25 protein-coding genes and 2 pseudogenes are annotated in these 26,387 nt (G+C 68.6%); 14 read left to right on the top strand and 13 right to left on the bottom strand.

The window, feature by feature from the left end; genetic code table 11:
* Positions 1–83 precede the first annotated feature (83 nt).
* Both ACFV0T_RS22285 and ACFV0T_RS22280 read left to right on the top strand, forming a co-directional pair.
* Complete coding sequence (locus ACFV0T_RS22285) at positions 84–2,552, top strand: SpoIIE family protein phosphatase (protein WP_385781751.1); 2,469 nt, start codon at positions 84–86, stop codon at positions 2,550–2,552.
* An 80-nt stretch (positions 2,553–2,632) separates the two neighbouring features.
* Entirely contained in the window at positions 2,633–5,116 is a 2,484-nt protein-coding gene (locus ACFV0T_RS22280) for a SpoIIE family protein phosphatase (protein ID WP_385781749.1), read from the top strand.
* Positions 5,117–5,421: 305 nt separating this feature from the next.
* Here ACFV0T_RS22280 and ACFV0T_RS22275 read toward each other — a convergent pair whose 3' ends face one another.
* The 5 genes and pseudogenes from ACFV0T_RS22275 to ACFV0T_RS22255 all read right to left on the bottom strand — a co-directional run bounded on the left by ACFV0T_RS22275 (position 5,422) and on the right by ACFV0T_RS22255 (position 8,581).
* Entirely contained in the window at positions 5,422–5,607 is a 186-nt protein-coding gene (locus ACFV0T_RS22275; RefSeq protein WP_385781746.1) for a hypothetical protein, read from the bottom strand.
* A gap of 399 nt (positions 5,608–6,006) precedes the next feature.
* Positions 6,007–6,633: a hypothetical protein gene (locus tag ACFV0T_RS22270; protein ID WP_385781744.1), complete on the bottom strand. Its 627-nt coding sequence runs from the start codon at positions 6,631–6,633 to the stop codon at positions 6,007–6,009.
* Positions 6,630–7,205, bottom strand: a complete 576-nt coding sequence (locus ACFV0T_RS22265) for an RNA polymerase sigma factor (protein WP_385781741.1) — start codon at positions 7,203–7,205, stop codon at positions 6,630–6,632. The genes ACFV0T_RS22270 and ACFV0T_RS22265 overlap by 4 nt, the downstream gene beginning before the upstream one ends.
* A 321-nt stretch (positions 7,206–7,526) precedes the next feature.
* Positions 7,527–7,821 (bottom strand): annotated as a pseudogene (locus tag ACFV0T_RS22260) (DDE-type integrase/transposase/recombinase); the annotation flags it as partial.
* 238 nt (positions 7,822–8,059) lie between these two features.
* Positions 8,060–8,581 carry a MarR family winged helix-turn-helix transcriptional regulator gene (locus tag ACFV0T_RS22255; RefSeq protein WP_385781979.1) on the bottom strand — a complete coding sequence of 174 codons (522 nt, stop codon included), beginning with the start codon at positions 8,579–8,581 and terminating at the stop codon, positions 8,060–8,062.
* 276 nt (positions 8,582–8,857) lie between these two features.
* Here ACFV0T_RS22255 and ACFV0T_RS22250 point away from each other — a divergent pair, with 276 nt between their 5' ends.
* The 7 genes from ACFV0T_RS22250 to ACFV0T_RS22220 all read left to right on the top strand — a co-directional run bounded on the left by ACFV0T_RS22250 (position 8,858) and on the right by ACFV0T_RS22220 (position 16,963).
* Positions 8,858–10,531 carry a CocE/NonD family hydrolase gene (locus tag ACFV0T_RS22250; RefSeq protein ID WP_385781738.1) on the top strand — a complete coding sequence of 558 codons (1,674 nt, stop codon included), beginning with the start codon at positions 8,858–8,860 and terminating at the stop codon, positions 10,529–10,531.
* 857 nt (positions 10,532–11,388) lie between these two features.
* Positions 11,389–12,306 (top strand): pirin family protein, encoded by a 918-nt coding sequence (locus ACFV0T_RS22245; RefSeq protein WP_385781736.1) that lies wholly within the window; start codon positions 11,389–11,391, stop codon positions 12,304–12,306.
* Between the two features lie 39 nt (positions 12,307–12,345).
* On the top strand, positions 12,346–12,660 hold the full coding sequence (locus ACFV0T_RS22240; protein WP_385781733.1) for an SDR family oxidoreductase: 315 nt from the start codon (positions 12,346–12,348) through the stop codon (positions 12,658–12,660).
* Positions 12,661–13,048: 388 nt separating this feature from the next.
* Entirely contained in the window at positions 13,049–14,503 is a 1,455-nt protein-coding gene (locus ACFV0T_RS22235) for an MFS transporter (protein WP_385781730.1), read from the top strand.
* 237 nt (positions 14,504–14,740) lie between these two features.
* Entirely contained in the window at positions 14,741–15,445 is a 705-nt protein-coding gene (locus ACFV0T_RS22230) for a nucleotidyltransferase domain-containing protein (RefSeq protein ID WP_385781727.1), read from the top strand.
* A gap of 240 nt (positions 15,446–15,685) precedes the next feature.
* The gene (locus tag ACFV0T_RS22225) at positions 15,686–16,444 is read left to right on the top strand and encodes a hypothetical protein (RefSeq protein ID WP_385781724.1); all 759 of its coding nucleotides are present in this window, start codon (positions 15,686–15,688) and stop codon (positions 16,442–16,444) included.
* Positions 16,445–16,588: 144 nt separating this feature from the next.
* The gene (locus ACFV0T_RS22220; RefSeq protein ID WP_385781721.1) at positions 16,589–16,963 is read left to right on the top strand and encodes a hypothetical protein; all 375 of its coding nucleotides are present in this window, start codon (positions 16,589–16,591) and stop codon (positions 16,961–16,963) included.
* A 183-nt stretch (positions 16,964–17,146) separates the two neighbouring features.
* Here ACFV0T_RS22220 and ACFV0T_RS22215 read toward each other — a convergent pair whose 3' ends face one another.
* A complete protein-coding gene (locus ACFV0T_RS22215; RefSeq protein ID WP_385781719.1) occupies positions 17,147–17,914 on the bottom strand; it encodes a hypothetical protein in 768 nt (255 codons plus the stop codon).
* A 66-nt stretch (positions 17,915–17,980) separates the two neighbouring features.
* On the opposite strand from ACFV0T_RS22215, the gene ACFV0T_RS22210 reads away from it, so the two are divergent.
* The 3 genes from ACFV0T_RS22210 to ACFV0T_RS22200 all read left to right on the top strand — a co-directional run bounded on the left by ACFV0T_RS22210 (position 17,981) and on the right by ACFV0T_RS22200 (position 19,258).
* On the top strand, positions 17,981–18,211 hold the full coding sequence (locus ACFV0T_RS22210; RefSeq protein WP_385781717.1) for a hypothetical protein: 231 nt from the start codon (positions 17,981–17,983) through the stop codon (positions 18,209–18,211).
* A 37-nt stretch (positions 18,212–18,248) separates the two neighbouring features.
* Complete coding sequence (locus ACFV0T_RS22205) at positions 18,249–18,476, top strand: winged helix-turn-helix domain-containing protein (protein WP_385781714.1); 228 nt, start codon at positions 18,249–18,251, stop codon at positions 18,474–18,476.
* A gap of 410 nt (positions 18,477–18,886) precedes the next feature.
* The gene (locus ACFV0T_RS22200; protein WP_385781711.1) at positions 18,887–19,258 is read left to right on the top strand and encodes an STAS domain-containing protein; all 372 of its coding nucleotides are present in this window, start codon (positions 18,887–18,889) and stop codon (positions 19,256–19,258) included.
* Between the two features lie 303 nt (positions 19,259–19,561).
* Here the strand turns inward: ACFV0T_RS22200 and ACFV0T_RS22195 are convergent, their stop codons facing one another.
* Positions 19,562–20,104, bottom strand: coding sequence for a TetR/AcrR family transcriptional regulator (locus ACFV0T_RS22195; protein ID WP_385781709.1), 543 nt, complete (start codon positions 20,102–20,104; stop codon positions 19,562–19,564).
* Between ACFV0T_RS22195 and ACFV0T_RS22190 the strand changes: the two genes are divergently transcribed.
* Positions 20,000–20,623 carry a hypothetical protein gene (locus tag ACFV0T_RS22190; RefSeq protein WP_385781707.1) on the top strand — a complete coding sequence of 208 codons (624 nt, stop codon included), beginning with the start codon at positions 20,000–20,002 and terminating at the stop codon, positions 20,621–20,623. The genes ACFV0T_RS22195 and ACFV0T_RS22190 overlap by 105 nt on opposite strands.
* A 349-nt stretch (positions 20,624–20,972) precedes the next feature.
* Here ACFV0T_RS22190 and ACFV0T_RS22185 read toward each other — a convergent pair.
* The 6 genes and pseudogenes from ACFV0T_RS22185 to ACFV0T_RS22160 all read right to left on the bottom strand — a co-directional run.
* Positions 20,973–21,671 (bottom strand): annotated as a pseudogene (locus ACFV0T_RS22185) (IS701 family transposase); the annotation flags it as partial.
* A gap of 112 nt (positions 21,672–21,783) precedes the next feature.
* Positions 21,784–22,221 (bottom strand): hypothetical protein, encoded by a 438-nt coding sequence (locus tag ACFV0T_RS22180; RefSeq protein ID WP_385781705.1) that lies wholly within the window; start codon positions 22,219–22,221, stop codon positions 21,784–21,786.
* 236 nt (positions 22,222–22,457) lie between these two features.
* Positions 22,458–23,111: an HAD-IA family hydrolase gene (locus ACFV0T_RS22175; RefSeq protein ID WP_385781702.1), complete on the bottom strand. Its 654-nt coding sequence runs from the start codon at positions 23,109–23,111 to the stop codon at positions 22,458–22,460.
* A 19-nt stretch (positions 23,112–23,130) separates the two neighbouring features.
* Entirely contained in the window at positions 23,131–23,280 is a 150-nt protein-coding gene (locus ACFV0T_RS22170) for a hypothetical protein (protein ID WP_385781699.1), read from the bottom strand.
* Between the two features lie 147 nt (positions 23,281–23,427).
* On the bottom strand, positions 23,428–24,177 hold the full coding sequence (locus ACFV0T_RS22165; RefSeq protein ID WP_385781696.1) for an SDR family NAD(P)-dependent oxidoreductase: 750 nt from the start codon (positions 24,175–24,177) through the stop codon (positions 23,428–23,430).
* 326 nt (positions 24,178–24,503) lie between these two features.
* Positions 24,504–25,577, bottom strand: coding sequence for an alkene reductase (locus ACFV0T_RS22160; RefSeq protein WP_385781694.1), 1,074 nt, complete (start codon positions 25,575–25,577; stop codon positions 24,504–24,506).
* Positions 25,578–25,684: 107 nt separating this feature from the next.
* Between ACFV0T_RS22160 and ACFV0T_RS22155 the strand changes: the two genes are divergently transcribed.
* Positions 25,685–26,056, top strand: a complete 372-nt coding sequence (locus tag ACFV0T_RS22155; RefSeq protein ID WP_385781691.1) for a MerR family transcriptional regulator — start codon at positions 25,685–25,687, stop codon at positions 26,054–26,056.
* Positions 26,057–26,387 lie beyond the last annotated feature (331 nt).

Raw genomic sequence — 26,387 nt, 5'->3', positions numbered from 1 at the left:
AACGTTCCACCACGGCTACAGCTCGCCCCGATGCCGCACATGCCGACGCCCTCTCACACCTCCGCACCGATGGGAAGAACCGGATGACCCAGACTGACCACACGCCACTCGCCGAGCCGGTGAGCCCCCGAGAGATACCCGATGCGGCAATAGCGATGCTCGATGCGGAGGGGACCGTCGTGGGGTGGACGCACGCCGCTGAGCAGCTTGTCGGGTACCCGGCCGGGGAAGTGGTGGGCCGGTCCGCCACCCACGTCCTGCGGCCCGCCCAGGACGCCCCGAGTGCTGCAGAGTTCGCCGAACAGTGTCGTGCCCAGGATGGCTGGTCCGGCTCCGTGACGGTCCGCCATCGCGACGGCCACGCCATCAATATGACGCTGCGGATCTCGCTACTGCGCGGGCAGGACGCCGGCACCCGGTGGCTGGTGTCCGTGACCGACATAGGCACCCTGTCCTCGGGGACGTCCAGCGGAGCCGTGCGGGAGTCGCTCCTGGCCCACGCACCGGTCGGCATCGCCGTCTATGACCCGCAACTGCGCTGTACCTGGGTCAACGACGTCATGGAGCGCCACGACCTCACTCCCCCGGAGCGACGGTTCGGGCGCCGCCTGCGGGACTCACTGCCCGCCGTCGAGGCCCACGCGCTCGAGGTGGTGATGCTGCAGGTGCTGGAGAGTGGCGCCACCATGGTCCACGAGTACCGGGCGTGGTCGTCGACGAAACGGCGCCGGGAACACGCGTACTCGGCCTCGTTCTTCTGCCTCCAGGACGCGGACGGCACGGCAATAGCGGTGTGCTCCATGAGCGTGGACGTCACCGGCAACCGGCGGGCGCGCGAGCGCCTTGCCATCCTCAGCGAAGCCGGCACGCGCATCGGCAGCACCCTCGAGGTCATGCGGACCGGGCAGGAACTGGCCGACCTCGCCGTGCCCCTGCTGGCCGACCACGCACTCGTGCACCTGATGGAGTCGGTGCCGTTCGGCGTGGACCCCTCGGCGGGGACCGGCAAGAAGAACGACCGCCCACTTGTGCTGCGCCGTGCCGGTGCGGCCTCCCTCGACCCGGGTGCCGTCAAGTTGCCGTGGGTGCGCGAAGAGGTGATCCGACCCTTCCCGACCTCGCTGTTCGCCACCGCCCTGCGCACGGGCAAGTCTCACCTGGAATCGGTGCTGGACACCCATTCAGGCCACTGGGGCTGGGCCCTTCACGAACCGGTGAGCACGCAGAAGGTCCGTGACAGCGGCATCCACTCTTTGATGGTCGTACCCATCCGTGCGCGGCACTGTGTGCTGGGACTGGCGGTGTTCGGCCGCTCCGAGGAGCCGACGCCGTTCCAGGAGGACGACCTCCTCCTCGCCGAGGAACTCGTCACGCGGGCCGCGCTCAGCCTGGACAACGCTCTCCAGTACGCTCACCAACGCACCGCGGCCCTGACGCTGCAACGCGACCTGCTCCCCCACCATGTGGGAGGCGGCGCCGCCCTCGATGTGGCCTCGCGCTATGTGCCGGCCGACATGGATCACGGCGTGGGGGGCGACTGGTTCGACGTGATCAAGCTGTCCGGCGCCCGGGTGGCGCTCGTCGTCGGAGATGTGGTCGGACACGGCATCAACGCCGCGGCGACGATGGGCCGATTGCGCACCGCCGTCCGCACGCTCGCGGACATGGAGCTGCCTCCCCACGAACTGCTGGCACGCCTCGATGACACGGTCAGGCGGCTGAGCGAGGAAGATGCCGACGCTGCGGACCAGCTCCCCGCGGCGGTGGGCGCCACCTGTCTGTACGCCGTCTACGACCCGGTCACCCGGCGGTGCACGATGGCGCGGGCCGGGCATCCCCCACCCGCGATCATCGACCCGCAGGGCCACAGCACTTTCGCCGACATGCCCGCCGGGGCCCCGCTCGGCCTCGGCCTCGGTCTGGTCCCCTTCGAGTCCGTGGAACTGGAACTGCCCCAGGGAACTCTGCTCGCGCTCTACTCCGACGGGCTGGTCGAATCCCGCGACGACGACATCGACGTGGGCCTGGATCGCCTGGGCGCCGCCTTGGCAGAGACCAGTTCGTCCCTGGAAGACCTGTGCTCTCGGGTGATCGAGTCCTTGCCGACTCAGTCCCCGGCCGATGATGTCACCTTGCTCCTCGCGCGGACCCGCGGACTCGAACCGGCCCAGGTCGCCTCCTGGGAACTGCCGAACGAGCCGGCCGCCGTCCGCATGGCCCGGCAGGCAGCCGCCCGTCAGCTCGGCGAATGGGGGCTCGAGTATCTGGTGAGCACCGTGGAGCTGATCGTCAGTGAACTGGTCACCAACGCCATCCGCTACGGAGAGGGACCGATCCGCCTACGGCTCATCCAGCACCAGCTCTTGACGTGTGAAGTCTCCGACAGCAACACCAGCCACCCACGCCCCCGTCAGCCCCACACCATCGACGAGAACGGCCGCGGTCTTTTCCTCGTCGCTCAGCTGTCCCGCAGGTGGGGCTCCCGTTCCGTAACGGACGGCAAGGTCGTCTGGGCCGAACAGGACCTGCCCTCCAAAGCCGCTGCGGTGTGACGCGCTGCCGACCGGGCCGCCGACGGCCGCCACAGCATGCGGTCTCCAGAGCCGCAGACTCTCCGTTGAGGAAGCCAAAGATGGATATAGAAAATGTCAAGAACGCCTGCTCGGCAGGCGCCACAGGATCAGCGGGCCTCTCCGGCTCCGGTCCCAGCGGCGGGTCGCACGCCTTCGACGGTCTGGCAGCCGCCGTGCTCGACACTCGAGGGGCGGTGGTGCGGTGGACCGGGACAGCACAGGACCTGACGGGGTTCCGCGCCGAAGAGGTCTGCGGCCGCCCCGTGCAGGAACTGGTGGCCTGCTTCCCAGACGACCTGAGCCGCGCTGCAAAGATGCCCATGTCCGGCCGGGTACGGCTGTGGCACCAGTGCGGCGACACCATCGATGTCACCTTCCGGACCACCGAGGTGGGAGGCTCCGGCTCGGCAGAGATCCTCGTCCTGGCGGCCCCTACCCACCACGTCACCCACCACGAGCAGGGCGCAGCGCTCCTGCGTGCGCTGTCCGCACAGAGCGGGATCACGATCGCCGTGCACGACACGAACCTCACCACCGTGCAGACGAACGCCACGCCGGGCACGCTCGACGGCCGTCCAGTACAGCCCGGAGCTCGGCTGAGCGACGTGCTGTGCGCCAAGGACGCCGAGCACCTCGAGGCAGTACTGCGCCAGGTACTCGAGACGGGTGCCCCAATCGTCCGCAGAAACCAGCAAGTGAGCTGGCGGCACGATCCGGCGCGGCAGCACGCGCTGTCGCTGTCCGCCTTCCGTCTGGAGGACACACGAGGACGACCCACGGGGGTCGCAGCCCTGTACATCGACAACGCCGACCAGATGCGTGCCCGCCGTCATCTGGATCTCGCCCGCGAGGTGGCCGAGCGAGTAGGGGGATCTCTGGATGTCCTGCGCACCGCGCAGGACCTTGCGGACGTTCTCGCACCTGCGTTCGGGGATTTCGTCGCAGTCGGCCTTGCGCACTCCGTTCTCGACGGGGACGAACCCGCGAAGCAGTTGGACGGTGGAAACATGTGCAGCGCGGCCCTTGCGCCGGCTACCGCGGTGTGGCCGGCCGGCATCAAGCGGGGCGAGTCCATCCCGCCCCTTCCGGACCACCCCCTGCGGCGCAGCTTCCGCCGCAGCGAGCCAGTCGTCGTCGGCCTTGACGACTTCATCGCCATGGTCGGCGACCCGCAGCTGGTCGAGTATCTCGTCCCGAAGGACGCCCATTCGATACTGGTGGCGCCGTTGCACGCCCGTGGGTTCACGCTCGGCGCCATAACGGCCTGGCGCTGCGGCCGATCCGACCCCTTCACCGAGGACGAGGCGGATCTCATGAAGCAGATCGCCTCACGGGGTGCGCTCGCCATCGACAACGCCCGCCGTTACACGCGCGAGCACAGGGCGGCCGTGGCCTTGCAGCAGAGCCTCCTCCCCCCGGCCACGACCGACACTCCGGCAGCCGAGACCGCCGGCGTCTACCTGCCCGCAGGCAGCGGAGCAGGAAGCAGCGGCGACTGGTACGACGCCATTGCTCTGCCCTCTCTGCGGGTGGCCCTTGTCGCCGGGGACGTGGTCGGCCACGGCATGCCCGCAAGCGCCACCATGGGCCGCCTGCGCGCCGCCATCCAGACGCTCGCGGACCTGGAACTCGAACCGGACGAGCTGCTCACCCGGCTCGCGGACCTGATCCAGCGCATCGCGGCCGAAGCCCCAACCGGCGAGCGCGACATCGTCGGCGGCACGTGCCTGTACGCGGTCTACGACCCGGTCACCAGGCGCTGCGCCATGGCCAGTGCCGGGCACCCGCCTCCCGTCCTGGTCCGGCCCGACGGGTCTGTCGAAGCCGTCGATATCTCCCCGGGGCCACCACTCGCCCTCAGCGGCATGCCGTACGAGACCACCGTGATCGACGTCGAGCCGGGCAGCGTCCTCGCTCTCTACACCGACGGCCTGGTCGAACGCGGCGATCGCGACATGGGCCAAGGCCTGCAGCGCCTGGCGGAAGCCCTCGCCGCGTCCTGCCGTCCGGATCGCGCCCTGGACGAAACCGTACAGGCTCTCCTCGCCGACCTGGCAGTCCAGGCGCCGCGCGACGACGCGGCCCTGCTGCTGGCCCGCACCCGCGCCGTCCCAGCGGCGGACACCGCTCACTGGGAGATCCCGGCCGACCTGGCCGCCGTCTCCAAGGCTCGAGAGTGGATAAGCCGCCAACTCACCATGTGGGGCCTGGACGACCTCCTCTTCACCACCGAACTCATCGTCAGCGAACTGGTGACCAACGCCATCCGCTACGGTCGCGCGCCGATGGACCTCCGTCTGATTCGCCACCATGTCCTGGTCTGCGAGGTCACCGACTCCAGCAGCACTCAACCCCGCCTGCGGCGTGCCCGCATCACCGACGAGGGAGGACGCGGCCTGTTCCTCGTCGCTCAACTCGGCGGACGGTGGGGCTGCCGCCACGGCCAGAACAGCAAGACGATCTGGTCCGAGCAAACCATCCAGGATTCCCCTGAACCTACGGCTTACCGAGGTGGGTCGCGGCAGCGTCACCCACAGCTCTGATGTCTCCCGACCCGCTGGCCGTGACAGCAGTTCCGAGGCCGGAGCCTGCGAGCAGGAGCAGACTCCCACCCCATGGCCGCGGCGCGGCTCGGCTCAACGAAGCCGCAGCGGCCCCCTGGTACCAGGCCGCGCACTCAGCCACACGCGCCAAGCCCTCCTCCTCGTCTAGACCCCTGCCGACGGGCAGAGGTCGGTTGTCGAGGACCAGGCGATGCACCGTCTCCGCCAGGCGTGACGCGAGCTCAGTGCCGATCGCGCGCAGACACGGGCCCGCCCGCGGCCACCGGTCCCGCCGCGGCAAGGACTCACTCCAGGGAGGCGTCGTCGACGGGCGCGGCCACGGTGAAGGCCCGGCGCAGCCGCTGGTCGATCGCCGTGCCGAAGGTGCCGCCCTCGGTGCTGCGCGACAGCTGTCGCGTAACGGCCTGGGTCCGGGGGACAGTTCGCGGTCCAGGCCGTTGCGCGAAGACCAGCACCACCAGACCGCTCATGCCGCTGCCGACGCACTGATCGCTGCCTGGCCCGCCATCGAAACCGACACCCCCTCGCCCGGACCCTGCGCGCCGGCACTGAAGCCCTCACGCCTGCGCCAAAACCGCACTGCGCGCCCCCGACGCACACGTCGGTGCTGTTCCGGGCAGGGCGCATTCTCGGGGAAGCCTGACAGGTCACCGCCGCCCGGGACCACTTCCACCACCTCGCTCAGACCGCCGCCGTCTTCCTGGGCCGCGACCATCCCGCCACCCTCACCGCTCGCAACAACCTCGCCCACTGGCAAGGTGACGCAGGCGCCCCCCGGCACAGGTCGCTGTCAAGGCCGCCCGCGGCTCGTGCCGCCACGGTGCGCCGGCCGTAGCCGTGTCCACCTTCCCGGGGGGGCTGCCGGGAGGTTACTTTCCGTACGCCTCGCGGAACGTGCTCCGGGTCTCGTCCGAAGCCATGTTCGCGCCGCACTGCGGGACGGTGCCGTCCTTGGTGGCGGCCACGATGTAGTGCTCTCCGACCAGGAACGTCAGGCTCTCCGGCTCGTTGGCGTCCGTGTCGAGCCGCACCGTGTCCACGTCACCACCGGTCAACCAGTGATCGACACGGAAGTGGACCGAGGAGCCCTTGACGGAAGTGACCGTTCCTTCGAAGAGCGTCGGGTACTTGCGCAGCCGGTCGGGGATCGGTTCGATGCACCGGGCCCGGGCAGTACCACTTTCGGCGGTGAGCATCAGTGGGCCGGACGCGGACGAACGACCGCTGTCCCCGTTCGCCATGACTACTCCTACGACGCCGCCTGCGAGCATCAGCAGACCGGCGGCCGCCGCGACTGTCAGGAGGCGGCGGCGTCCCCGTCCGCTGACGGGCTTCGCCGGGCGAGCGGTGATGCCGGCCGCGGTCTTCTCCGGCTGGGCAGTGGTGTCCGTGTTCAAGGCAGCCTCCACAAGACTGTTGATGTCGGGCAGCGGAGCGCTTGAGGTCAGTGCCGGGTCCGCGGCCCTCAGCCGGGCCAGCAGCTGGTCGTCATTCACTGACTGCTCCTTCCTTCATCTGCCTTGTGTCCGGACCGTTCGGCCTTCTTTCGTGTCAGCTCCAGCCGCACGGCGAGCTTCTTCTTCGCCCGGTGGAGCCGGATGCTCACCGCGTTGGGGGTGAGCCCGGTGACTTCCGCGATCTGACTCGGCGCCAGACCCTCCCATGCCCACAGTCGCACCAACTCGCGGTCCAGTTCACCAAGGCCATCGAGCGCGGCGTGCAGGTCGCTGTGATCGGCGGCCACGGTCGCAGAGCGCTGCTGTACCCGGATCAGCCGCTCCACCAGGCGGAGCCTGCGTCCGTCAGCGCGCCTGGCATTGGACAGACAGCCTCGTGCCACTCCGTAGCACCACGGCAGCACGTCATCGGGATCGGGCGTGGAACCGGCATTGAGCCCGGGCACATCGTCGATGCGGCGCCACAGCACCAGCATCGTCTCCGACAGGACGTCCTCGACCACGTCGGGGTTCGTCCGTCGCAGCAGATACTGATGCAGCGGACGCGCCACCACATGCGCCAGTCCCTCGAAGCGCGCCTGCCGGTTCCTGCGCGTCTCCTGTTCCGTCATGGATTTCACAACCTGTCCTGTCCGGCGGCGGCCGGTTCCTTTCACGGCCGTGGCAGAAGTCGACTGCCGCGACGCTTCACCCGTTCGGACCGGAACCATGCAGGCACGCCGGCAGGCTCCCGTGCCACGGCCCCCACAGACCTGGAGAGGGAGGGCCGGCCGCGGTCGTCGTCGAGGCGGCCTGCCGCGCAACGCCCGTCCAAGGGATACGGCACCGGTCCGACCGGCGCCCTATCTCTTGGACGGGCGTTGTCACATGGTTGGTTGTGCGAGAGCCTGATGGCGTGCCAGGGCGAGGTCGGCTCGGGTGTCATCCCTGGGTCAGGCCGTTGCGGCCGCGCCGAAGACTCCGGCGACGCGGTCCCAGATGGCGAAGCGGACGGTCATTTCGGCTCGGTGGTCGGGGGCGGTGAGCAGGTGGCAGCGGGGTCGGAAAGTGGGGTGAGATGCCGCTGAACACGGACAGGAACCGTTGGGCCGCGCCGATGCCGCGCAGGCCCTTCATCGCGCGTTCCCGCTGCCGGGTGGGCTGGTGACTGTTCTCGGCCCGGTTGTTGAGGTACTTCGACCGCCGGTGGAGCACGTTGCCGTCCTGGTCGACGGGCCGCCACAGATACGACCGGTACCGGTGCCCCCTGTACGGCGGCGACGCACTCCCCACGGACAACCCCCTCCACCATGACCGACCACAAGATCATCCCACCCGGTCAGTCAACGTGACAGCGCCGCCCGGACGTAATGATCGGCACCCGCAGGGTCCGGTTGATCGCGGCGAAGAGCATCGACCCGGCACGGAACCTGGACCAACCCGAATCAGGAAATAAAGGGACTAGACATTTGGGCGAAACACCCTCTCACGCGAGAGGGGCATGGCGTTCAGTGGCGCGGCTGAGGCTGTCCTCGATGCGGGCCAGAACGCGGAGCAGGGCGTCCTGTTCGTCGGCGCTCAGGTCGCCGACGGTGAGGTTTTCGAGCTCCGCCCACATCTCCTCGACTTCGTTGCGCAGGGCGAGGCTGGCGGCAGTGGGTTCGATGATCGTGGAACGCTTGTCGGTGGTACTGGGGCGGCGACGGACGAACCCGGCGTGCTCCAGCCGCTTGACCGTGCGGGTCATGGTGGCCGTGTCGGATCCGATCAGGCGTACAAGGTCGATCTGACGCTGGGGGCCGAGGTCCCAGAGTTGCATCATGACGAGCTCCTGGCCGGGGTACAGGCCGACGCGACGCAGGAGTTGACCGGCGAGCATGCGGTGCAGACGGGCAACGCTGAAGATCGCTTGGTTCGTCGCCCCTGCTTGAGCCGATGGCGGCAGCTGGGGGTTTACAGCATCGGTGGACGGACTTCCGGCTGACGCCGCGCCTCGGCCCTTCGGCATGTCACTCACGAGTTCTCCCCACCAGAATAGTGCCCGAACAGGTAAAGCGTATCCCACTATCGACGCAAAGACATGGCGCTCGCCCACCTGCAGCTTCGACTCAGATTGTGATGTAAACCACACCCGCCTGGACCGGAAGCCCACTTGCTGTTCGGACAGCTATCTGTGCTTTACTGTTCGAACAGGCAATGACGTCACAAGCGACGACATGCAACACCGGTAGCGATGAAGTGGGTAATTATGGTGCAGTCTGTCACGGGTTTTCCTGGGGTCACCGTGGAAACCGACGTACGGTGCCGGCTGAGCGACGGGGTCGAACTGCTCGCAGACGTATACCGTCCGGAAGCGGCCGGAGGGCCCTACCCCGTTCTGCTGCAACGCACCCCGTACGGGAAGCAGGGCGCCCAGTCGGAAACGGCGTTCGCGCACCCGGCCTGGTACGCCCATCAGGGGTTCATCGTCGTCGTCCAGGACGTACGGGGACGGTACGCATCGGGGGGCGAGTTCTACCCGTTCCGTGACGAGGGCCGTGACGGCTATGACGCCGTGGAGTGGGCGGCCGGCCTGCCCGGGTCGAACGGCCGGGTCGGAATGTACGGGTTCTCCTACGCCGGGTTCACCCAGCTCCTGGCCGCGGTCGAGCAGCCGCCCAGTCTGGCCGCGATCAGCCCGGCCATGACGAATTCCCAGGCCTACGAGGGATGGACCCACAACAAGGGTGCCTTCGCCTACGCGTTCAACGCCTTTTGGTCCTCCTACCTGGGCATTGCCGAAGCGGTCCGGCGCGGAGACCAGGAGCGTACAGAGGCGCTCAGTGGCGCCCTGATGCACGCGCCGGACAACTTCTGGATGGCTCCGGAGGCCTTTCCCGCCCTCGACCGGGACATCACGCCCTACTACTTCGACTGGATCGAGCACCCTACGTACGACGACTACTGGGCGCGCTGGTCCATCGACAGCGACTACAGCCGCATCCAGGTGCCCGCACTGCATGTAGCCGGTCTCTACGACGTGTTCGTGTCAGGGACCAAGCGCAACTTCGTCGGGCTCCGCAGCGGCGCGAGCACCGCCGAGGTCGCCGCCCGGCAGAAGTTCGTGGTGGCACCCTTCCACCACATGCCCTGGTACCCCGTTGTCGAGGTGGAGGACGCGAACTCCAAGGTCGTCGACGACTGGCAGGTGCGGTTCTTCACGGAGACGCTCAAAGAGACGGGCACCGGCACGTTCGAATCTCCGGTCAGTACCTACGTCCTCGGCGCGGGCTGGCGTGACTTCTCGGCCTGGCCGCCGCAGGAGGCCAAGACGGAGCGGCTCTTCCTGCACTCGGCAGGACGCGCCAACACCCGCTTCGGCGACGGCACCCTGGACACCCAGACGCCGGGTGACGAGTTGCCCGACCTCTACATCTACGACCCGAACGCGCCGGTCATGAGCGAGGGTGGCCATTCCTGCTGTGTCGAGGAACTGACGCCGATGGGCCCGGCCTGCCAGTGCCAGCGTGAGAAGGCCAAGGGCCTGCTCGTCTACACGACAGCTCCCCAGGAGCGGGATGTGGACGTGGTCGGCGATGTGACGCTGACCCTCTACGCGGCCTCCTCGGCCGCAGACACCGACTGGACCGCGCGCCTGTGCCTGGTCGACGAGGACGGCTGCTCGCGCAACCTGCAGGAGGGCATCGTGCGGGCCGCCTTCCGCGAGTCCCTGACCACGCCGCAGCCCATCACCCCGGGCAAGGTCTATGAGTACGTCATCGATCTGGGTCCGGTGTCGGCTCGCGTCCCGGCCGGGGCGCGGCTGCGCATCGACGTCACGAGTTCGGACTTCCCGCAGTGGGCGCGGAACTCCAACTCCGGCTACCCCGGCGACGGAGTGCCTCAGGTGGCCACCCAGACCGTCCTGCACACGGCGGAGTATCCCTCCCACCTCACGCTGCCGATGGTCCCCGCATAGACGGAAGCACCATCTCAATCGTTCACGGAACATGCGGACCGAGTGGCGGCCAGCAGTGCCTTTCGGTGGCCCGGGATGGGAATCCGAGCCCAGTGATACCGGGAGGCCCTGTTTCGCCCGCCCTCCGCAGCAAGGGCGGCGCGAAGCTGACCGACAGGTCCGTGCCGAACCGTCGCAGGAGGCCGCGTCGTCCACGCCGCAGGCGTATCTGCGACGCTGAGCCGCCCGCGATCAGCCCGCAATGGAGCCCAGGCGCCCACGTCGGCGGCTACCAGGCCGCCGTCATCGCCCTGCAAATGGGCATGCAACAGCTCCGCGCGCTGCTGCAACACCGGCGAGCAGCACCCGCTGATCCCGAGCTCCGGCAGCAACCCCGCCCGCACACTTGCCGGCAGCAAAAATCATCCAGTTTTGTCATTTCAGGAGAAGCCATGTCCCCATCCACATCGGTGACCGCAGGCGTACGGCCGCCGGAACTTGCCAGGCCCGCCAACGGCCGACACTGCGGACAAGCAGCGCCCGAACGCCTGCCGGACCTCAAGCTCCCCGGCCAGGGACGGCACCGCCGCCCCGCGGTTCTCAACGCCCCCGGAAATCGGACGTGAGCCGAGCACCCGCCCGCGCTTGGCTTCCCTCCCGGGACCGGCGTACAGACGGCAGACACCTCGAGGGAAGCCGCCGCATCCACACCGACGTCTTCCCGGATCACCATCGACGCCTCAACACCGCCCATGACACCGACACGAGCATCCTCGCCCCGCCCTGCCCCGGCAGTGCCACCAGCCCTCACACCCCACCCGGCCCTGCCGACAGAAACAAGAGTTGAGTTCGAACGACATGTCTCGAGAAGTACGACGATGAACGAACCCCAGGCCGACGCCACCGTGGAGATCCTGCCCCCTCGCGACGTACCCCTGGGCGGGCCCCGGGCGATGAACGTGCGGCGCACTCTGCCGCAGCGATCCCGATCGCTGATCGGTGCATGGTGCTTCGCCGACTACTACGGTCCGGACGAGATAGCGGTCACCGGCGGCATGGATGTCGCACCGCATCCCCACACCGGGCTCCAGACCGTCTCCTGGCTCTTCAAGGGTGAGATCGAACACCGCGACAGCCTGGGGACGCTCTCGATGATCCGACCCGGCGAGCTCAATCTCATGACCGGCGGACACGGCATCTGCCACTCGGAGGTCTCCACCGCGAACACCGACGCCCTGCATGGCGTGCAGTTGTGGGTGGCGCTCCCGGACCGGTGCCGCGACACCGGCCCCGACTTCCACCACTACGTCCCGCGGACCACCCCCCTTGACGGAGGCGACGTCAAGGTGTTCTTGGGCTCCCTCGCCGGTGACACCTCACCGGTAACCACTTTCACCCCCCTTCTCGGCGCCGAACTTCGTCTGGACCCCGGTGCGACCGTCACCCTCGCGGTCGACCCCGCCTTCGAGCACGGTCTCCTCGTCATCAGTGGGGACGTCTCCCTGGCCGGCACTCGGCTGATCCCGCCCCATCTCGGCTACCTCCCCTTCGGCAGGGACGCCTTGACCGTGACCAACCACTCGGACGCACCCGCGGTGGCCATGTTGCTCGGCGGGCCCCCCTTCGGCGAGGAGATCCTCATGTGGTGGAATTTCGTCGGCCGTACCCAGGAGGACATCGAGAAGGCCCGCGAGGACTGGATGAACGGCACCCGCTTCGGCGAGGTGATCGGGTATCCGGGGGATCCCCTTCCCGCGCCCGCACTCCCGCGGGTGCCCATGAAGCCGCGATCCTGACACGCCCGTTCCGGCAAGCCGCGGTGCAGGAACTCCTCGGTGGGCGGGCAGAGCACCGCTCATCCCTTCCGGCCCCAGGGTGGTGCCGCCGCCCACGTGTCTGCCAAGGCTGGCGTGGCGGGCCTGACGAAGGTTGCGGCGATCGACAACGGAAAGCACGGCGTCCGGGACAATGCTGTCGCACCGGGTGCGATCGACACTCCGATGCCGCGTGCGGCGCTCGACGCAAGAGGTACGAAGGGTGGGGAGTTCGCTCCCGAGCTGAGTCTTCTCAACCGCTTGGGCAGGGTCGCGAAATCGCCCAGGCCAGTCTGTGGCTCGCGTCCGATACATCCTCTTACGTCACCGGCGTGACCGTCCTGCTGGATACAGGCTGCTCCAGCCGGTGATCTGGTCGTCCGAACGCCGCTCGCTCATGGAGCCATGGAGCGTATGCCCGCGATCGAGGAGTCATGGGTGCGCCGCCGACCGGTCTCCTCGCCGGCACGGAAACGGTCGCCGCGAGATGAGGGAACCCCCAACCGACGCGGGGCATCGGCTTCCTGAGCCACTCGGCACCGGACAGATCGAATGGTCCAGCGGCTCGTGCCGGCGCTGAGGTGAGAAGTCGATTCTGGTTCACCCACACCACCTCAAGTCGGGGGTTCCGGTGGATTTGCATTTATTGCAGTCGATCAAGACCTGCGATGCCTTTCACCGTACTTCTATGCAATCCGAAAGATTGACCTGTGTGGAGATTTGTATGAAGCGTTCGGGTTCTCCCTCGGCCACGGTTGCCGTTCTTGCCGTCACCAGCCTGCTGGCGACGCTGCTGCAGACGATGGTCATCCCGTTGGTCCCTGACTTTCCGGCCCTCTTGAACGCCTCGCCCACGGACGCATCCTGGGTCGTCACCATCACGCTTCTGACCGGTGCGATCGTCACGCCCGTCAGCGGGCGCCTCGGTGACCTGTTCGGCAAGCGGCGCGTACTGCTGGTAACACTCGCTGTGACCATCGTCGGTGCGGTGATCTCCGCTCTCACCAGCTCCCTGTGGCCGATGGTGATCGGCCGTGGGCTGCAGGGCTCCGTGATCGGGGTCATCCCGCTCGCCTTCGGCCTCTTCCGGGACGCACTTCCGCCTCGACGGATCGGCGGGGCGATCACGCTCCTGAGTGCGACGCTGGGTCTCGGTGCTGCGGTTGGGATACCCCTGGCCGGCCTGATCGTCGAACACTTCGAATGGAACGTGCTCTTCTGGGGAGCGGCTGGGCTGGGGCTGCTCTGCACTCTCCTGATCGTGCTGGTGGTGCCGGAGTCGCCGCAGCGCGCCGAGGGGCGCTTCGACGTAGTCGGTGCTGTCGGGCTGACTGCGGGACTGATCGGCCTGCTCCTGCCGATCGTCAACGGCGGGCAGTGGGGTTGGGGCAGCACCCGCACGCTCGGCCTTGGCGCAGCGGCCGTCGTCGTCCTGCTCGGCTGGGGCTGGCACCAATTGCGTACCGCCTCCCCCTTGGTCGACCTGCGAGGCTCCGCACGGCGACCGGTGCTGATGGCCAATCTGGCCACTGTCTCGGTCGGGTTCGCGATGTTCACCATGCTCTTCGCGTTCCCGCAGGTCCTGCAGGCACCGACCGCCACCGGCTACGGATTCGGACAGAGCCTGGTGCGTTCGGGGCTCGCTGTCGCCCCGAACGGAGTGGTGGCGCTGCTGCTTACTCCCGTTGCGGCCCGCCTGATCACCCGGTACGGGGCTCGCTCGTCCATGTTGCTGGGAGCCGTCGTCGTCGCCGCCGGCTACGTCTTTGTCGCGCTGAGGATGGAAAGCATCGCCGTGTTCGTCATCGCCTCGGGCGTCATCGGGGCCGGCGCCGGCATCTCGGCTGCGGCCACGACAAAGCTGATCACTGATTCAGCCCCGGTGACCGACACAGCCTCGGCCAACGGAGTGAACGCCCTGATGCGCTCGGTGGGAAGTGCCGCCTCAACCGCGGTCCTGCCCGTGATCCTGGCACACGCCACAATCACGGTCGGCCCGGCGACGCTGCCCTCGGCGGACGGGTTCCGGACCACATTTTACGTCGGCGCTGCGGCGGCCATCGTCGCCCTGGTTCTCACGGCACTCGTCCCAGCCTCTACGCCGACGTCCGGCGTCCTGGCGAGACAGCACTCGACGCCTGTTGCCAAGCCTGACGGGGGCGTGCTCGCACGGCGGTAGCCGACGGGGTGAGGTTTCCCGAGCCGGGTGGTTGGAGCTCGTCACACGCTCTTGTTGAGGTGTGCCGGTCGAGCGTGACCCATCTGATGATCTGGCCGCTCGGGAGGATGTGAGGACTCGGCCGTGGATCGGGTGGGCGTCTCGCGGACGGCGTGTGGGTGGCCGGCAGACCGACACCGCCAGCAGCAGGTAGGAATCCCGGTGCCCTGTAGCTACTGATAGCGCCACACTGTCACAATGGATCACGTGAAGATCGCCAGGGAACTGGTGCGGAACCATTTCCCTGAAGCCCGGGCCGCCTTCCTGGCCGGCAGCGTACTGACACACCGCCGCACACACACCTCCGACCTTGACATCGTGGTGCTGCTGGCGGGCCCGCCTGCTCCCTTCCGCGAGAGCCTGGTGCATGAAGGCTGGCCGGTGGAACTGTTCGTCCAGACTGAGGCCGACTGGCGTCTCTTCGCCGAGCGGGAGACAGCGGCCCGTAAATCTCCGCTGCTGGCCATGTGCGCGGAAGGCATGCTGCTGGTCGATGCGGACGGGCTCGGAGCTGCACTGCAGGCGGAATCCCGGGAACGGTTGGCAGCGGGGCCTCCTCTCGCGTCAGCGACAGAATTGGAAGACCTGCGGTACGCGCTCACCGACACCTTGGACGATCTTCGCGGCTGTACCGACCCGCTGGAGCGGACATACATTGTCGCCGACCTGCTGCAGCGCGCCTCAGAACTGGCCCTGCTGACGGGCGGGCACTGGCTCGGCGGCGGCAAGTGGCTCTCACGGCGACTCGCTGCAGCCGAACCCGAATTGCACAGTCGCCTGACAGCAGGCGCGGCTGCAGCGATGTCCAACACGGTCGACGGAACAGGTCACTTCACAGAAGCAGTGGCAGAAGTCCTGAACTTGGCCGGCGGCCCCCGGTGGGCTGGGTACAGCCGCAGATGAGACTGGACGACAGCCGCCATCGGCTGGGAAGTCTCGCGGCGGCGCGTTCAGGAGGCGCGCCGGTGGACGGCGAGGGGTCCTGGACAGCGGGCCACGGTCGAAGACGCCACCTCGTAGCCCACCCAGCGTATGGGCACCCTCCGTGCCCCCGGGCCAGGCTCTCGCGACCCGTACCGTACCGTCCGGTCCCTGTCACCGCCATGCCGCAAGCGTGCCCTCGCTTCAGGGAACGCATGACACGTGACCTGGACGACCCGCCCCTGTCCGGCTGGCGTTCACCGCGTTCCCACGGCCAGATCTGGCGGCATGGACGTGCCTCATCTGGGTTTTCACGGTGCCGCTTTCGGGTGCGGCGGGCGATGCGTCCGGGCGTGCCGCCCGCAGCTCGTCGGCGGCGCGAAATTCCGCACACCGCTTCCACGCTCCGGGCAGGATGCCTCTGCGCATCACCTCCTGTGCGGGCTCGCCGCCAATCCAAGCCTGCCTGATATCGATCGCGGACGACGGCAGCGCCACGAGCCTCGCCGCTCGCGCGGACTCAGCCGCGCACAGGCGCTCGCGTTGGCCGAGCGCGTCGGCCAGATCGCCGTACAGCTCACGGACGAGGGCTGGCTGGCCGCCGCCGACATCGATCCCTCTGTCTGGCCGGATGACGCCCTCGCCCTGCTCGACCAGGGTGCCGACCGCCCGCCGTGGGCGCGTCAATTCGCGGCGGACCCGGTCCGTGCGCGCCGGGAGAAGCCGACGGCCTGCCCTGGCCTCCCGTCCGACGTGGTCGACACCCTCGCGGCGGACCCGGAGGTACACGTCGTCGCCGAGCTCGCGTTGTGGACCACCCCGGCCTGCTGCCTGCCGGTCCCGGACGATGTCGGGCAGCCCGATGACCGCGGCCAGCAGTGTGAGGCCTGCGTCTGCGAGAAGGCTCTTCTGCCCGCCCGCACACGAAGTCTTCGCGACCGCCCGCACCATGACCGTCGATCACATGTGCGGCCTGTGTGAAACCCTACCGTGCGCGGGCTTGTCGCCGCGGAAGACGGCGAGCACCCCGACGCCCTAACCTGTGCCCGGCACGGCGTTCGTTGTCCCCGCGGTCGAGCACCGCTCACCGAGGGGCCCGAACCGAATCAAATCCCTGGGGGACTAATGAACTCCATCATCCGTAAAGCGGCGAACCTCGCCGTCGTCGCCGGTGCGGTCGCGGCCGCGTCCATGGCCGGTGCCCCGGCCGCAAACGCGGAGCCGGTCCAGCACGGCTGCGCGTACCCGTACGTCTGCTTCTACGTGAACCAGGCCGCCGTCACTGCTGGCCACCCCGCCGCCAAGTTCCAGGTCATCACCAGCGGATTCCAGGGCGTCACGTCCCGCGAGGGATACATCATCCTCAACACCCGCAACGACGACGTGGCCTATTTGCGCAGCAACGCGGGCACCCTCTGCGTCGGACCGAACACGACCACCGTGATGAGCCCCGGCCTCACCGTCAATGGCGTGAAGATCTCCAGCAGCGCGACCTGCTGACCCCGCGGCGGGGCGCGCCCGTTACGCGCCCCGCCCACTCCGCGCACAGCCGACCTGCGCGGCACGCCCCTCTCATCCTGTCCCCGCGACAGGCCGCAGAACTCGCCGATGATGTAGATGCGCCACGATGACGCGGGGATGTGTCATCGCGTTGCCTCAGAGCCGTAAGCCGGAAGATGCCGCCTATGACCGCTGCGAACGGCAGGGTGCCGACGGGGTCTCTGGGCGCCGGGACCTGGATGATGTAGAAGAGTGCTCCCACGACGACCCCTGTGCCGGCGGGATACTTTGCGGCCCATCGGCGGGTGGACGGGCGTGGATCCACTTGACTCCTCGTGCGGCCAGGTCGTTGGTGTAGTAGCCGATGGTGGCGCCGGAGGCCTGGGTGGTGGTGCGGCCGAATGCGTCGTAGACGGTGCCGGCGGTGGTGAGCCGGTCGGCGCTGTCGTAGGTGTACGGCGTGGTGGTGGCGCCGGTGGAGGTGCAGGCCGCGCCGGCGCCGCTGGTGGCGACGGCGAGGGCGGTGCGGTTGGTGTTGTTGTCGAAGGTGTAGTCGCGGCGGGTGCAGGCTCCGCCCGGGGCAGTGTCGTCTGCCCGGGTGAGGCGTCCGGTCGCGTCGTAGGTGTAGCTGCGGTCGCGGCTTTGCCCTGCGGAGTTGGTGTCGGCGACGACCTGGCCGTGGACGCTTTCGCTCGTCTTGTCGGAGGCGATGACGGTGCTGTCGCCGTCCTTGGTGTAGATCCGGGACGTTGCGGCGCCGGTTTCGTTTTGGGCAACGGTCAGGGTGTAGCCGTCGGCCAGGGACTCGGTGGCCAGTTCGCCGTCCGCGTCGTAGGTCGCGGCGAAGGTGCCGGCGACTGAGCCGGCGCGGGAGGTTTCCAGGCCGCGCGGGTCCTTGGCGGTGTCGCAGGTGTAGGTGGTGGTGGACGGTGCGGAGTCGGTGGACTTCACCAGGCGGCCGAGCGGTTCAGGTCTTTCACTTTGCTCGATAATCGAACATACGCTCTCATCGCGGGTATGGACGCCACCTCCTTCCCCCGCGACCGCGTCCAGGCCCAGACCGCCTGGTACGCCACGTACCGGGACCTCGCCCACACCCCGGCCACCCACGGCACCGCCTCGCAGCGGCGGCGCCTGCAGGAGCTGTCCCGGCAGATCGCCGCACACCCGTACTGGCATGGTCCGGCCGGGACGCCGGCGGCCCGCATGGCACTGAAGGAACTCGCCCGGCAGCAGGCCCACGCATGACGCCCGGCGCCGAGCGGCGGCCCGCCGCTGGGCGCTGGTGCGTGCCCATCGCGAATGGGTCGCCACGTACGCGGAGGAACCCTCAGTGCGCGAACTCGCCGCAGCAGTCGGCCTGTCCCCGTCGACGGTCAGCCACCACCTGGCCCGCATGCGGGCCGCGGGGCACCAAAGTCGCAACCCGGGGATGGCACAGCCGCCGGTGCCCGCAGTGCGGCCACTGACGCCACCCACGTGCCGCGCGACAGTGCGGGCCTGGCGCCGTTGATAGGGCACCCCAGAGCCGGACTCCGGGCTCCTCAGCCTCCGGGGCCCGGCGCAATCCCCCAGTGCTCGCCTGCGAAGCCGTCCGGGCGACCGCAGGCCGGTGTGGCTGTGGCGCATGACGGCGTGCATTCCGCATGAGGGCGGGCCTACGCTCTGACTGCGGCCATCGCACTGGTCTTCCGGCTCCACCCTCCGTTGTTCACCGGTGGCCGCGCCCCGTCCCACCACCAACTGGCCAGCGAGCCATAGTGTCGGTCCAGGACCGCGTGAAAACGTCCGCGGGAGGTCGTCTCGCGGCTGCGCAGAGCGTCGGGCAAGCTGTTAGGTGTCCTGTGACGACGTGGGCCGGCCAGGGCTGCGGGCAGGATGACCCGCTCCAGTGCAGGCCGCAGAGCGAGAACAGAGGAGACCGTGCCCGACAGCATGCACGGGGGTGGGCCGCCCCGGCTGGTCATCGGCCGCCGCGTGGCCGACGGCATCCGTGTAGTCACCGTGCGTGGCGCGCTCGACTACGACGTCAAAGGCGCCTTCAGCGACGCCCTGTTCTCCCCGGACAGCGCGGCATCACCGCTGCGGATCGTGATCGACCTCAGCGGCGTGACCTTCATGGACTCCGCCGGCCTCAGCGTCCTGATCGCCACCCACCACACGGCCGCCTATGAGCAAGGCTGGCTGCGCATCGCCGGCGCACCACCGCCCGTCCAGCGTCTGCTGGAACTGACCGGCGTCGACAGACTCATCCCCTGCCACCCCACCACCGAACACGCCCTCACCACGCCCTGACCCGCACCTGCATGGTCGGGCCCGTGGTCGGCCGTCCGGCATCACGCCGTGACGCCTGCCGGTGACGGCGAGGCTGTCGTCGGGGTTCAGCGGCTGCGCATGGACAGTACGGAGAACATGCCCGGGTGCTCCCGAGGGACCGGACGCGATCGAACTCGACGAAGACGGCGCGGAGGAGTGGAGCCCTCAACCCGGGCAGGCCGATCAGCCTTGTATGGAGCGTGTCCATTCCCGCGCCTGTCGGGGCCGGGCCGTCTGTCGCGAACGCCTCAGCTCCACGTCCCGCAGCGGCCCAGAGTCGCATCAGTCGAGGGCGTGGCTACGGCCGGTCTGCAGGATCTCGTCGGAGAGCTCGGGCTCGACGCGGCGTAAGGCGCGGGCGAGCATCAGCGCGCCGACCATTTCGCTGAGCAGGCGGATGGCCCTGTGGCGGGCCTCGGCCGGGTCGAGCTCGTGGCCCTTCTCCTCGGCTTCGCGCAGGAACTCGGCGGCGAAGCCGGTGAGGTAACCCTCGACGCCTTCGGCGTACGCGCTCTGCACTGCTTCGCTGTGCCGTGCGGCGTCGGTGACCAGGGAGGCGGAGGGACAGCCGCCGTCCGGGGCGTCACGGTGCGCGGTGGACAGATAACCGGCCACCACCTGCTCCAGCGGAGAGCCGGCCTGGCCCGGACCGTCCTCGATCGTCCGGGCCAGGCCCCCGAGCGAGGCGGCGTAGGCGGCGCCGTACACCTCCACGGCCAGGTGGTCCTTGGAGGCGAAGGGGTTGTAGAAGCCGCCGTGGGTGAGTCCGGCTTCCTTCATCAACTCGGCGATGCCGACCGCGTCGATGCCCTGCGAGCGGAACATGCGGCTCGCTGCTTCGAGGATGTTTACGGAGGCAGCAGCGAGAAGCGGGCCCAGTTCCTCCTCGACATCCTCGACGCCGTCAGTGACGTGTGGGACAGCGACCGCATCAGCGTGAAGATGTCCCCGGGCTGGAACAACGGAACCACGTTCACCGCGGACGAGGGGACACTCGCCGCCTACGACCAGTTGTTCAAGAAGCTCAACGACAGCAACCTGGCATACCTGCACCTCCTGGGCACCCCCGGCACCATCGAGGAGCGCATCGCCCTCTTCTCCCGCTACCGCACCCACTACCTGGGCGACATCGTCGCCAACCTCGGCTTCACCCAGGCCCTCGGCAACGAGATCCTCGACCACGGAATCATCAACGCGGTCTCCTTCGGCGCCCCCTTCATCGCCAACCCCGACCTGGTCGAACGCTTCGCGCAGGGCCACCCGCTGGCCGACGGCGACCGGGACACCTACTACGCCGGTCACACCGAGGGCTACACCGACCACCCCGCCTTCACGGCCAACTGAGCAAGGAAGATCTCCGTGAGCAGCAACATCCGAGCAGTCGCCGGGACGGACGTCACGGCCGTGTCCGTACAGCCGCTCGCAACGACCCGGACGCCCGCCGACGCCGCATTCGATGGCAGCCAGGACCGGGCCGGGTGTGTCGAAGAACGGCATGAAGCTGGCTGAACCACAGGACGGCGGCCCGTCGCGCACACGGGGACGCGTCACGAAGCCGCGGGATGACTGGGTGGGCGGATATGTGCCGGGCCGCCCACAGACGACAGCCGCACCCGCAGTCACCGGCAGATGTGCCGGTGACCACCAGACACCAGTGACGGCGACAGGAGGCCTGGGCATCCGGATGCCGCAGCCGCCGCGCCCAACGGCCTGCCGGCATGCCTGCTTCGAAGACGCCCGCACCCGTGCGGATCGGCCGTCTGCGTGAGACGGCCAGGACGTAGCCGATCTGTCGGCTCTCCAGCTCGGCGCTCAGGTGGGGATCGCCGCCGTAGACCTCGTCACCGGTGACCCATGCGGCCGATACGCCGGCGTCCAGGGCCTGGGCGATCATCTCGGTGGCCAGGGCGAGCTTGGTGGCGAACCTCAAGTCCTCTGGGATTCCAGCGGCCCGGCACCGGTTGGGGTCCTGCGTCCAGGAGCGCGGGACGTACAGGCGCCGGTCGATGGCAGCATGCCCGGCTGGGGAAGAGTAGACGAGGTAGACGGCGACTTGGGCGTTCTCGATGCGGCCCGCGGTGCCGGTGTACTGACGTTGCACACCGACACTCGCGGTTCCCTGCTTCAGATCGCCGGTCTCGTCGACCACCAGGACGGCGTCCTGGTGGTCGAGGTGCTCGACCACGAAGTCCCGTATGTCGTCATGGACTCGGTCGGCGTCCCAGGATGCACGGCTGAGCAGGTGCTGCATACCGGCTGGGCTGGCGTCACCGACGTGCTCGGCGATCGTCCAGCAGTTCTTCCGCGGCAGTTCCGCCAGCAGGCCCAGCACGAATGCCCGCGCCCGGCGGCGAGGCTCCACCCGGGCGAACCGGCCCGCCACCCGCGCCACCAGGTTCTCGAACACGGGCTGCCATCGGGCAGGGTCTACGCTGTGGCCTGCGGTCCCAGGGTGATCTTCGTCTGTCCACACAATCGACGATGATCACGGTGGCCGTGTCGGTCTATGCCATCCAGCAGTACAGGCCCGCTTCCCCTTCACCGATGGCACGCGCGAGGCCAGCCACGCCACTCAGGATCCAGGCGGCAATCTCGTGGTCGAAGGCCTCGCCGTCCGCCGCTCGCTCAGCAACCCACAGCCGGCTGACCTCGACAAGCCGGTGCTCGTCAGCGGCGGCAAGCGCGTCCTGGAGGACCCGGGAAGCGGCGAGGACCACCGGGCCCTCACCGTCGCCAGGATCGGCAACGAACTCGGGTTCGTCAGCGGCGACGAGTTCTTCGAAGCTTCGACCAGTGAAGATGCTCTCCCACTCGATGAGAGCCTCTTCGGCGTCGAAGTTGCCGAACGTCAGCGAGTCGAAGACTCTATCCGGGCCGCCTTGCGCGACGGCAGCGGCAGCCTCGTTGTCCGGCGCCACGAAGAACTTGATGACGATGCTCACCTGGGCATAGTGCCCACTCCACACTCACGGGTCCACCCGTCGAAGGTCACCAGAGCGCAGCCAACCAGACCGAGTCGCCCTTGTGCCCGATCGCCAAGATCAAGATCTACAGCTGGAGCACTAACCGGGAACCGGCATGGGGCCGCGGCGCATGCCAGCCGGTGGACTTTGTCGGAAAGCCGTGCGCAGGAGACCGCGTGCACGGTTTGCAGTGGCGGGGACTTGGAAACGGAGCTTCAGCCACCGCGCCGGTCCCCACCGCGGACCGCTCCGAGCAGCGTGACGTCGAGGAGGGCCTCCAGCTGGGAAACCGTCCGCTCGGGATCTTCAGCAAGGATGGTTTCCATGCCCAAATCCGCAGCAGGTGGGAGGTAATGGCGGCTGTCGTCGACGAACACGCACGCCTCACCTGGGAGTTCCATCATGTCCAGCATGAGCCGGAAGATCGAAGGGTCCGGCTTGCGAATGCGGTGATGCTCTGAAATCAGTATCGCATCGAATCGCTCGTCAAGATCGTAGCCTTCGTAAAGGTTCCACGGCGTAAGTCCGACGCTGTTCGAGAGAACTCCCACCCGCACTCCTGCCTCTCGGGCCGCTTGCGCTGCATCTAGCATCAGAGGCTCGGGACGTAGGTCGGAAAAGATCCTTTCCATGAGGCTGTCTGGTCGGACACCAAGACTCTTCGCAGCATGCGCGTTCCACTGATCTTGCGTGATGTCGCCCCGTTCCAGCTCGTGTGTGACGCGGGTTCCCTCGGGGTCGAGGTACAAGGCGTTGACAACACTGCCCTCAGCCAGCCCTTCGCGCTGCTCGAAGGCCAGGACGGCGGGGAGCAACGGGGTGGTGAGGACGCCGCCGAAGTCGAGAATCAGACCCGTACGGTTGGTCATGCGAGAGCTCCAGTTGAGATCAAGATGCGCGTGCCTGGACGACGGTGCGGCCGGCGGCGATGCCGACCGTGACCTTGTCACCGGTGATGAGAGTGACCGTGTGCGTGCTGCCGTTGCCGGGTGAGCGCGGTACGGCGCCGACGGGCGGCAGCGAACTGGTTGGGCCCACGGGTCGGCAACAGTGACTTCGACGCCTGCCGGCGCTACCACGCCGAGTGCGGATGCCTCCGCACCCACGCGGCTCGTCACCACGACCAACTGCGCCTCTCAGGCTGATCAGCGAGGCCGGTCGCTCACAAACGCACCCGCCGACCAACTACTTGGCGAGCATGCCGCCGTCGACGACTATCTCCGCGCCGGTGATGTAGGAGGAGTCGTCGGAGGCCAGGTACAGCACGGTCTGGGAGACCTCGCGGGGGTCGGCCATGCGGCCCATGGGCACGAGGGCCGCGATGGCTTCCTTCTGCTCCTCGGTGATCTGGGTGGCCATCATTTCGGTGAGTACTCCGCCGGGGTGGACGGAGTTGACCCGGATACCCTGGCGCGCGTACTCCACGGCGGCGGCCTTGGTCATGCCGCGGACTGCCGCCTTGGAGGCGGTGTAGGCGATGTTGGGCGTGCCGGGTGCGTGGGCCATGCCCGCGACCGAGGAGATGTTCACGATCGAGCCGCCGCCGGCCGCGATCATGCCGGGGATCACCAGGCGCATGCCGTAGAAGATGCCGTGTTCGTCCACGGCGATGGTGCGCAGGTAGTCCTCGATGCTGAGCTCGGTGGTGAAGGCGTTCGGTCCGGCGATTCCGGCGTTGTTGACCAGGACGGTGATCGGGCCGAATGCCAGGGTGCCCTGCTCGACGACGGACTGCCACGAGGCGGCGTCGCTGACGTCGTGCTGAAGGTAGAGCACCTGGTCGCCGAAGTCGCGGATGAGGTCGACGCAGCCTTCGGCGCGGATGTCGGTGGCGATGACCTTCGCCCCCTCCTCGGCGAACAGCCGAGCGTGGGTGGCGCCCATGCCGGCGGCGGTCCCGGTGATGAGCACGACCTTGTCTTCCAGGCGCTTCATTGTTCCTCATTTCCTTCCCGGCGGGGTGCCGGGGTGAGTGGGCGGTGATTGGTGACCCTCGCTCATATCAAGGGCCATACAGGGGCAACGGGTGTTTCCTCGGCGCGAGGTACCAGGTCTGCTCGCCGACGCGCGCTCGAGGATCTCGCTGACGGCCACCCGGCGGCCCCGGGTGGCGATGCAGGAGATCGCGTCGGCGGTGTCCTCAGGGCGCAGCAGCCCGGGGCCCTCGATCTGGCGCTTGATCGCCTGCCGTACGCCGTTGCCCGGCCGGGCCGTCGACCAGCGCCTTGGGGCGGGTGCGGCCCGGCCCCGGACCGGGTGGTTCAGTGCTGGTGGCCGACGTAGTCCAGGTAGCCGGCGTCGCCGCCGCCGTACCAGGTGTCGCGGTCGGCCTCGTTCAGGGGGGCGCCGGTGCGCAGGCGCTCCACCAGGTCGGGGTTGGCGATGTAGGCGCGGCCGAAGCTGATCAAATCGGCGCCGCCCGCGAGCCACTGGTCGGCCCACGCCCGGTCGGTGTACCGCGGACCGAACGCGCCGCCCGGATTGACGATGAACGTGTTGGGCCATGCCTTGCGCAGCGCGAGCAGCACATCGTCCTCCTTGGTGGCGGCGATGGCGTGGATGTAGGCGAGACCGATCGGTGCGAGCGCGTCGACCAGGGCCGAGTAGAGCTGCGGGACGTCCTCTTCGACCATCTCCCAGACCTGGCCCCCGGGGGAGACGCGGATGCCGACGCGGTCTGCGCCGATGGCGTCGGCGACCGCCTCGGCCACCTCGACGGCGAAGCGGATGCGGCCCGTGACGGAACCACCGTAGGCGTCGGTGCGCTGGTTGGCGTTCGAGGACAGGAACTGCTGGATGAGGTAGCCGCTGGCGCCCTGCAGTTCGACACCGTCGAAGCCCGCGTCGATCGCGCGGCGCGCCGCGTCGGCGAACGCCTGTACCTGATCCCTGACCTCCTGCGCCGAAAGGGCGCGGGGGACGGGAGCGGGCAGGAGCCCCTTAGGGCCGGTGAACACGTCGGCGTTCAGGGCGATCGCGGACGGTGCGACAGGATGCTGGCCGGCAATCTCGGGGTGGCTGACCCGCCCCGCGTGCAGCAGCTGTGCGAAGATCCTCCCCCCGTTGGCGTGTACGGCGGCGGTGACCGTCCGCCATGCGGCGACCTGCTCGTCGTTGTGGAGTCCGGGGGTGTTAGGGGCCGACTGTCCTTGCAGGCTGGGCTGGGTGGACTCGGTGACGATCAGTCCGGCGGTGGCGCGCTGGGCGTAGTACATCGCCATCGACGGCGTCGCCAAGCCGTCCGAGGTGGCCCGGTTCCGGGTCATCGGCGACATCACGATGCGGTTGGGCAGCTTGAGGCTTCCGAGCTGGAAACCGTCGAAAATGCTGATCACAGTCGTCCTTCTTGCCCTTGCGGTGGTCGAGCCGTTCACGGGTACGCTAAAACCTGACGTTGACGTCAGAGGCAAGGTCTGTGGCCTGTCTCACACGGGAGGCATCGATGCGCATCGGCGAACTCGCCGCCAAGGCAGGGGTCAGCGTGCGAGCCCTGCGCTACTACGAGGAACAGAACCTGCTCGCCTCCGAGCGCAGCCCGGGTGGGCAGCGGCACTATCCGGACAGCGCGGTCAAGCAGGTCCGTCTGATCCAGGAGATGTACCAAGCAGGGCTCCCGAGCAAGTCGATCGCGGAAATCCTGCCGTATCTCGCGACCGGCATGGTGACGCCGCCGCTGCTGGAGCGGCTCGCGGCCGAGAGAGACCGCATCGACCAGCAGATCGACGCCCTGATCGCAACCCGCGAAAGGCTCGACGCCGGCATCGCCGAGTCCGCCGCGAACGCGGCCGCGGGTGCGCCGTGCCGCCTTGCGTGAGCGGCGTTCCTTCCAAGCGGCCTCCGGACTCCGGTGGGCTGGCGGCACAACAGACGGCTCGCGCGTACCCACCGAGCGCCGGGCGACGCCCACCCGGGCCTGGCGGCCCAGGTCGCCGTGCTGCGCCGCCGTCAGCTGCTCGGCCTTCCGCAACTCTGCTCGTCTCGTTGGCCGTCCGTGTCACCTGGGGCGGAAGGACCAGCCGACCCGCGACACCTGACACGGCGGCGACGACGCCGACTGCCTGGACCACGTCCACGAGCACCGATCCAGCGAGTCCCGGGCCGGGCCGCACCCGCCGCAAGGCGCTGGGGCACCCCGACCTCCTGGT

Source organism: Streptomyces sp. NPDC059582, assembly GCF_042735715.1.
Lineage (GTDB): Bacteria > Actinomycetota > Actinomycetes > Streptomycetales > Streptomycetaceae > Streptomyces.
The sequence above is the reverse complement of the archived record's forward strand: the minus strand, read 5'-3'. Positions and strand labels throughout refer to the sequence as shown.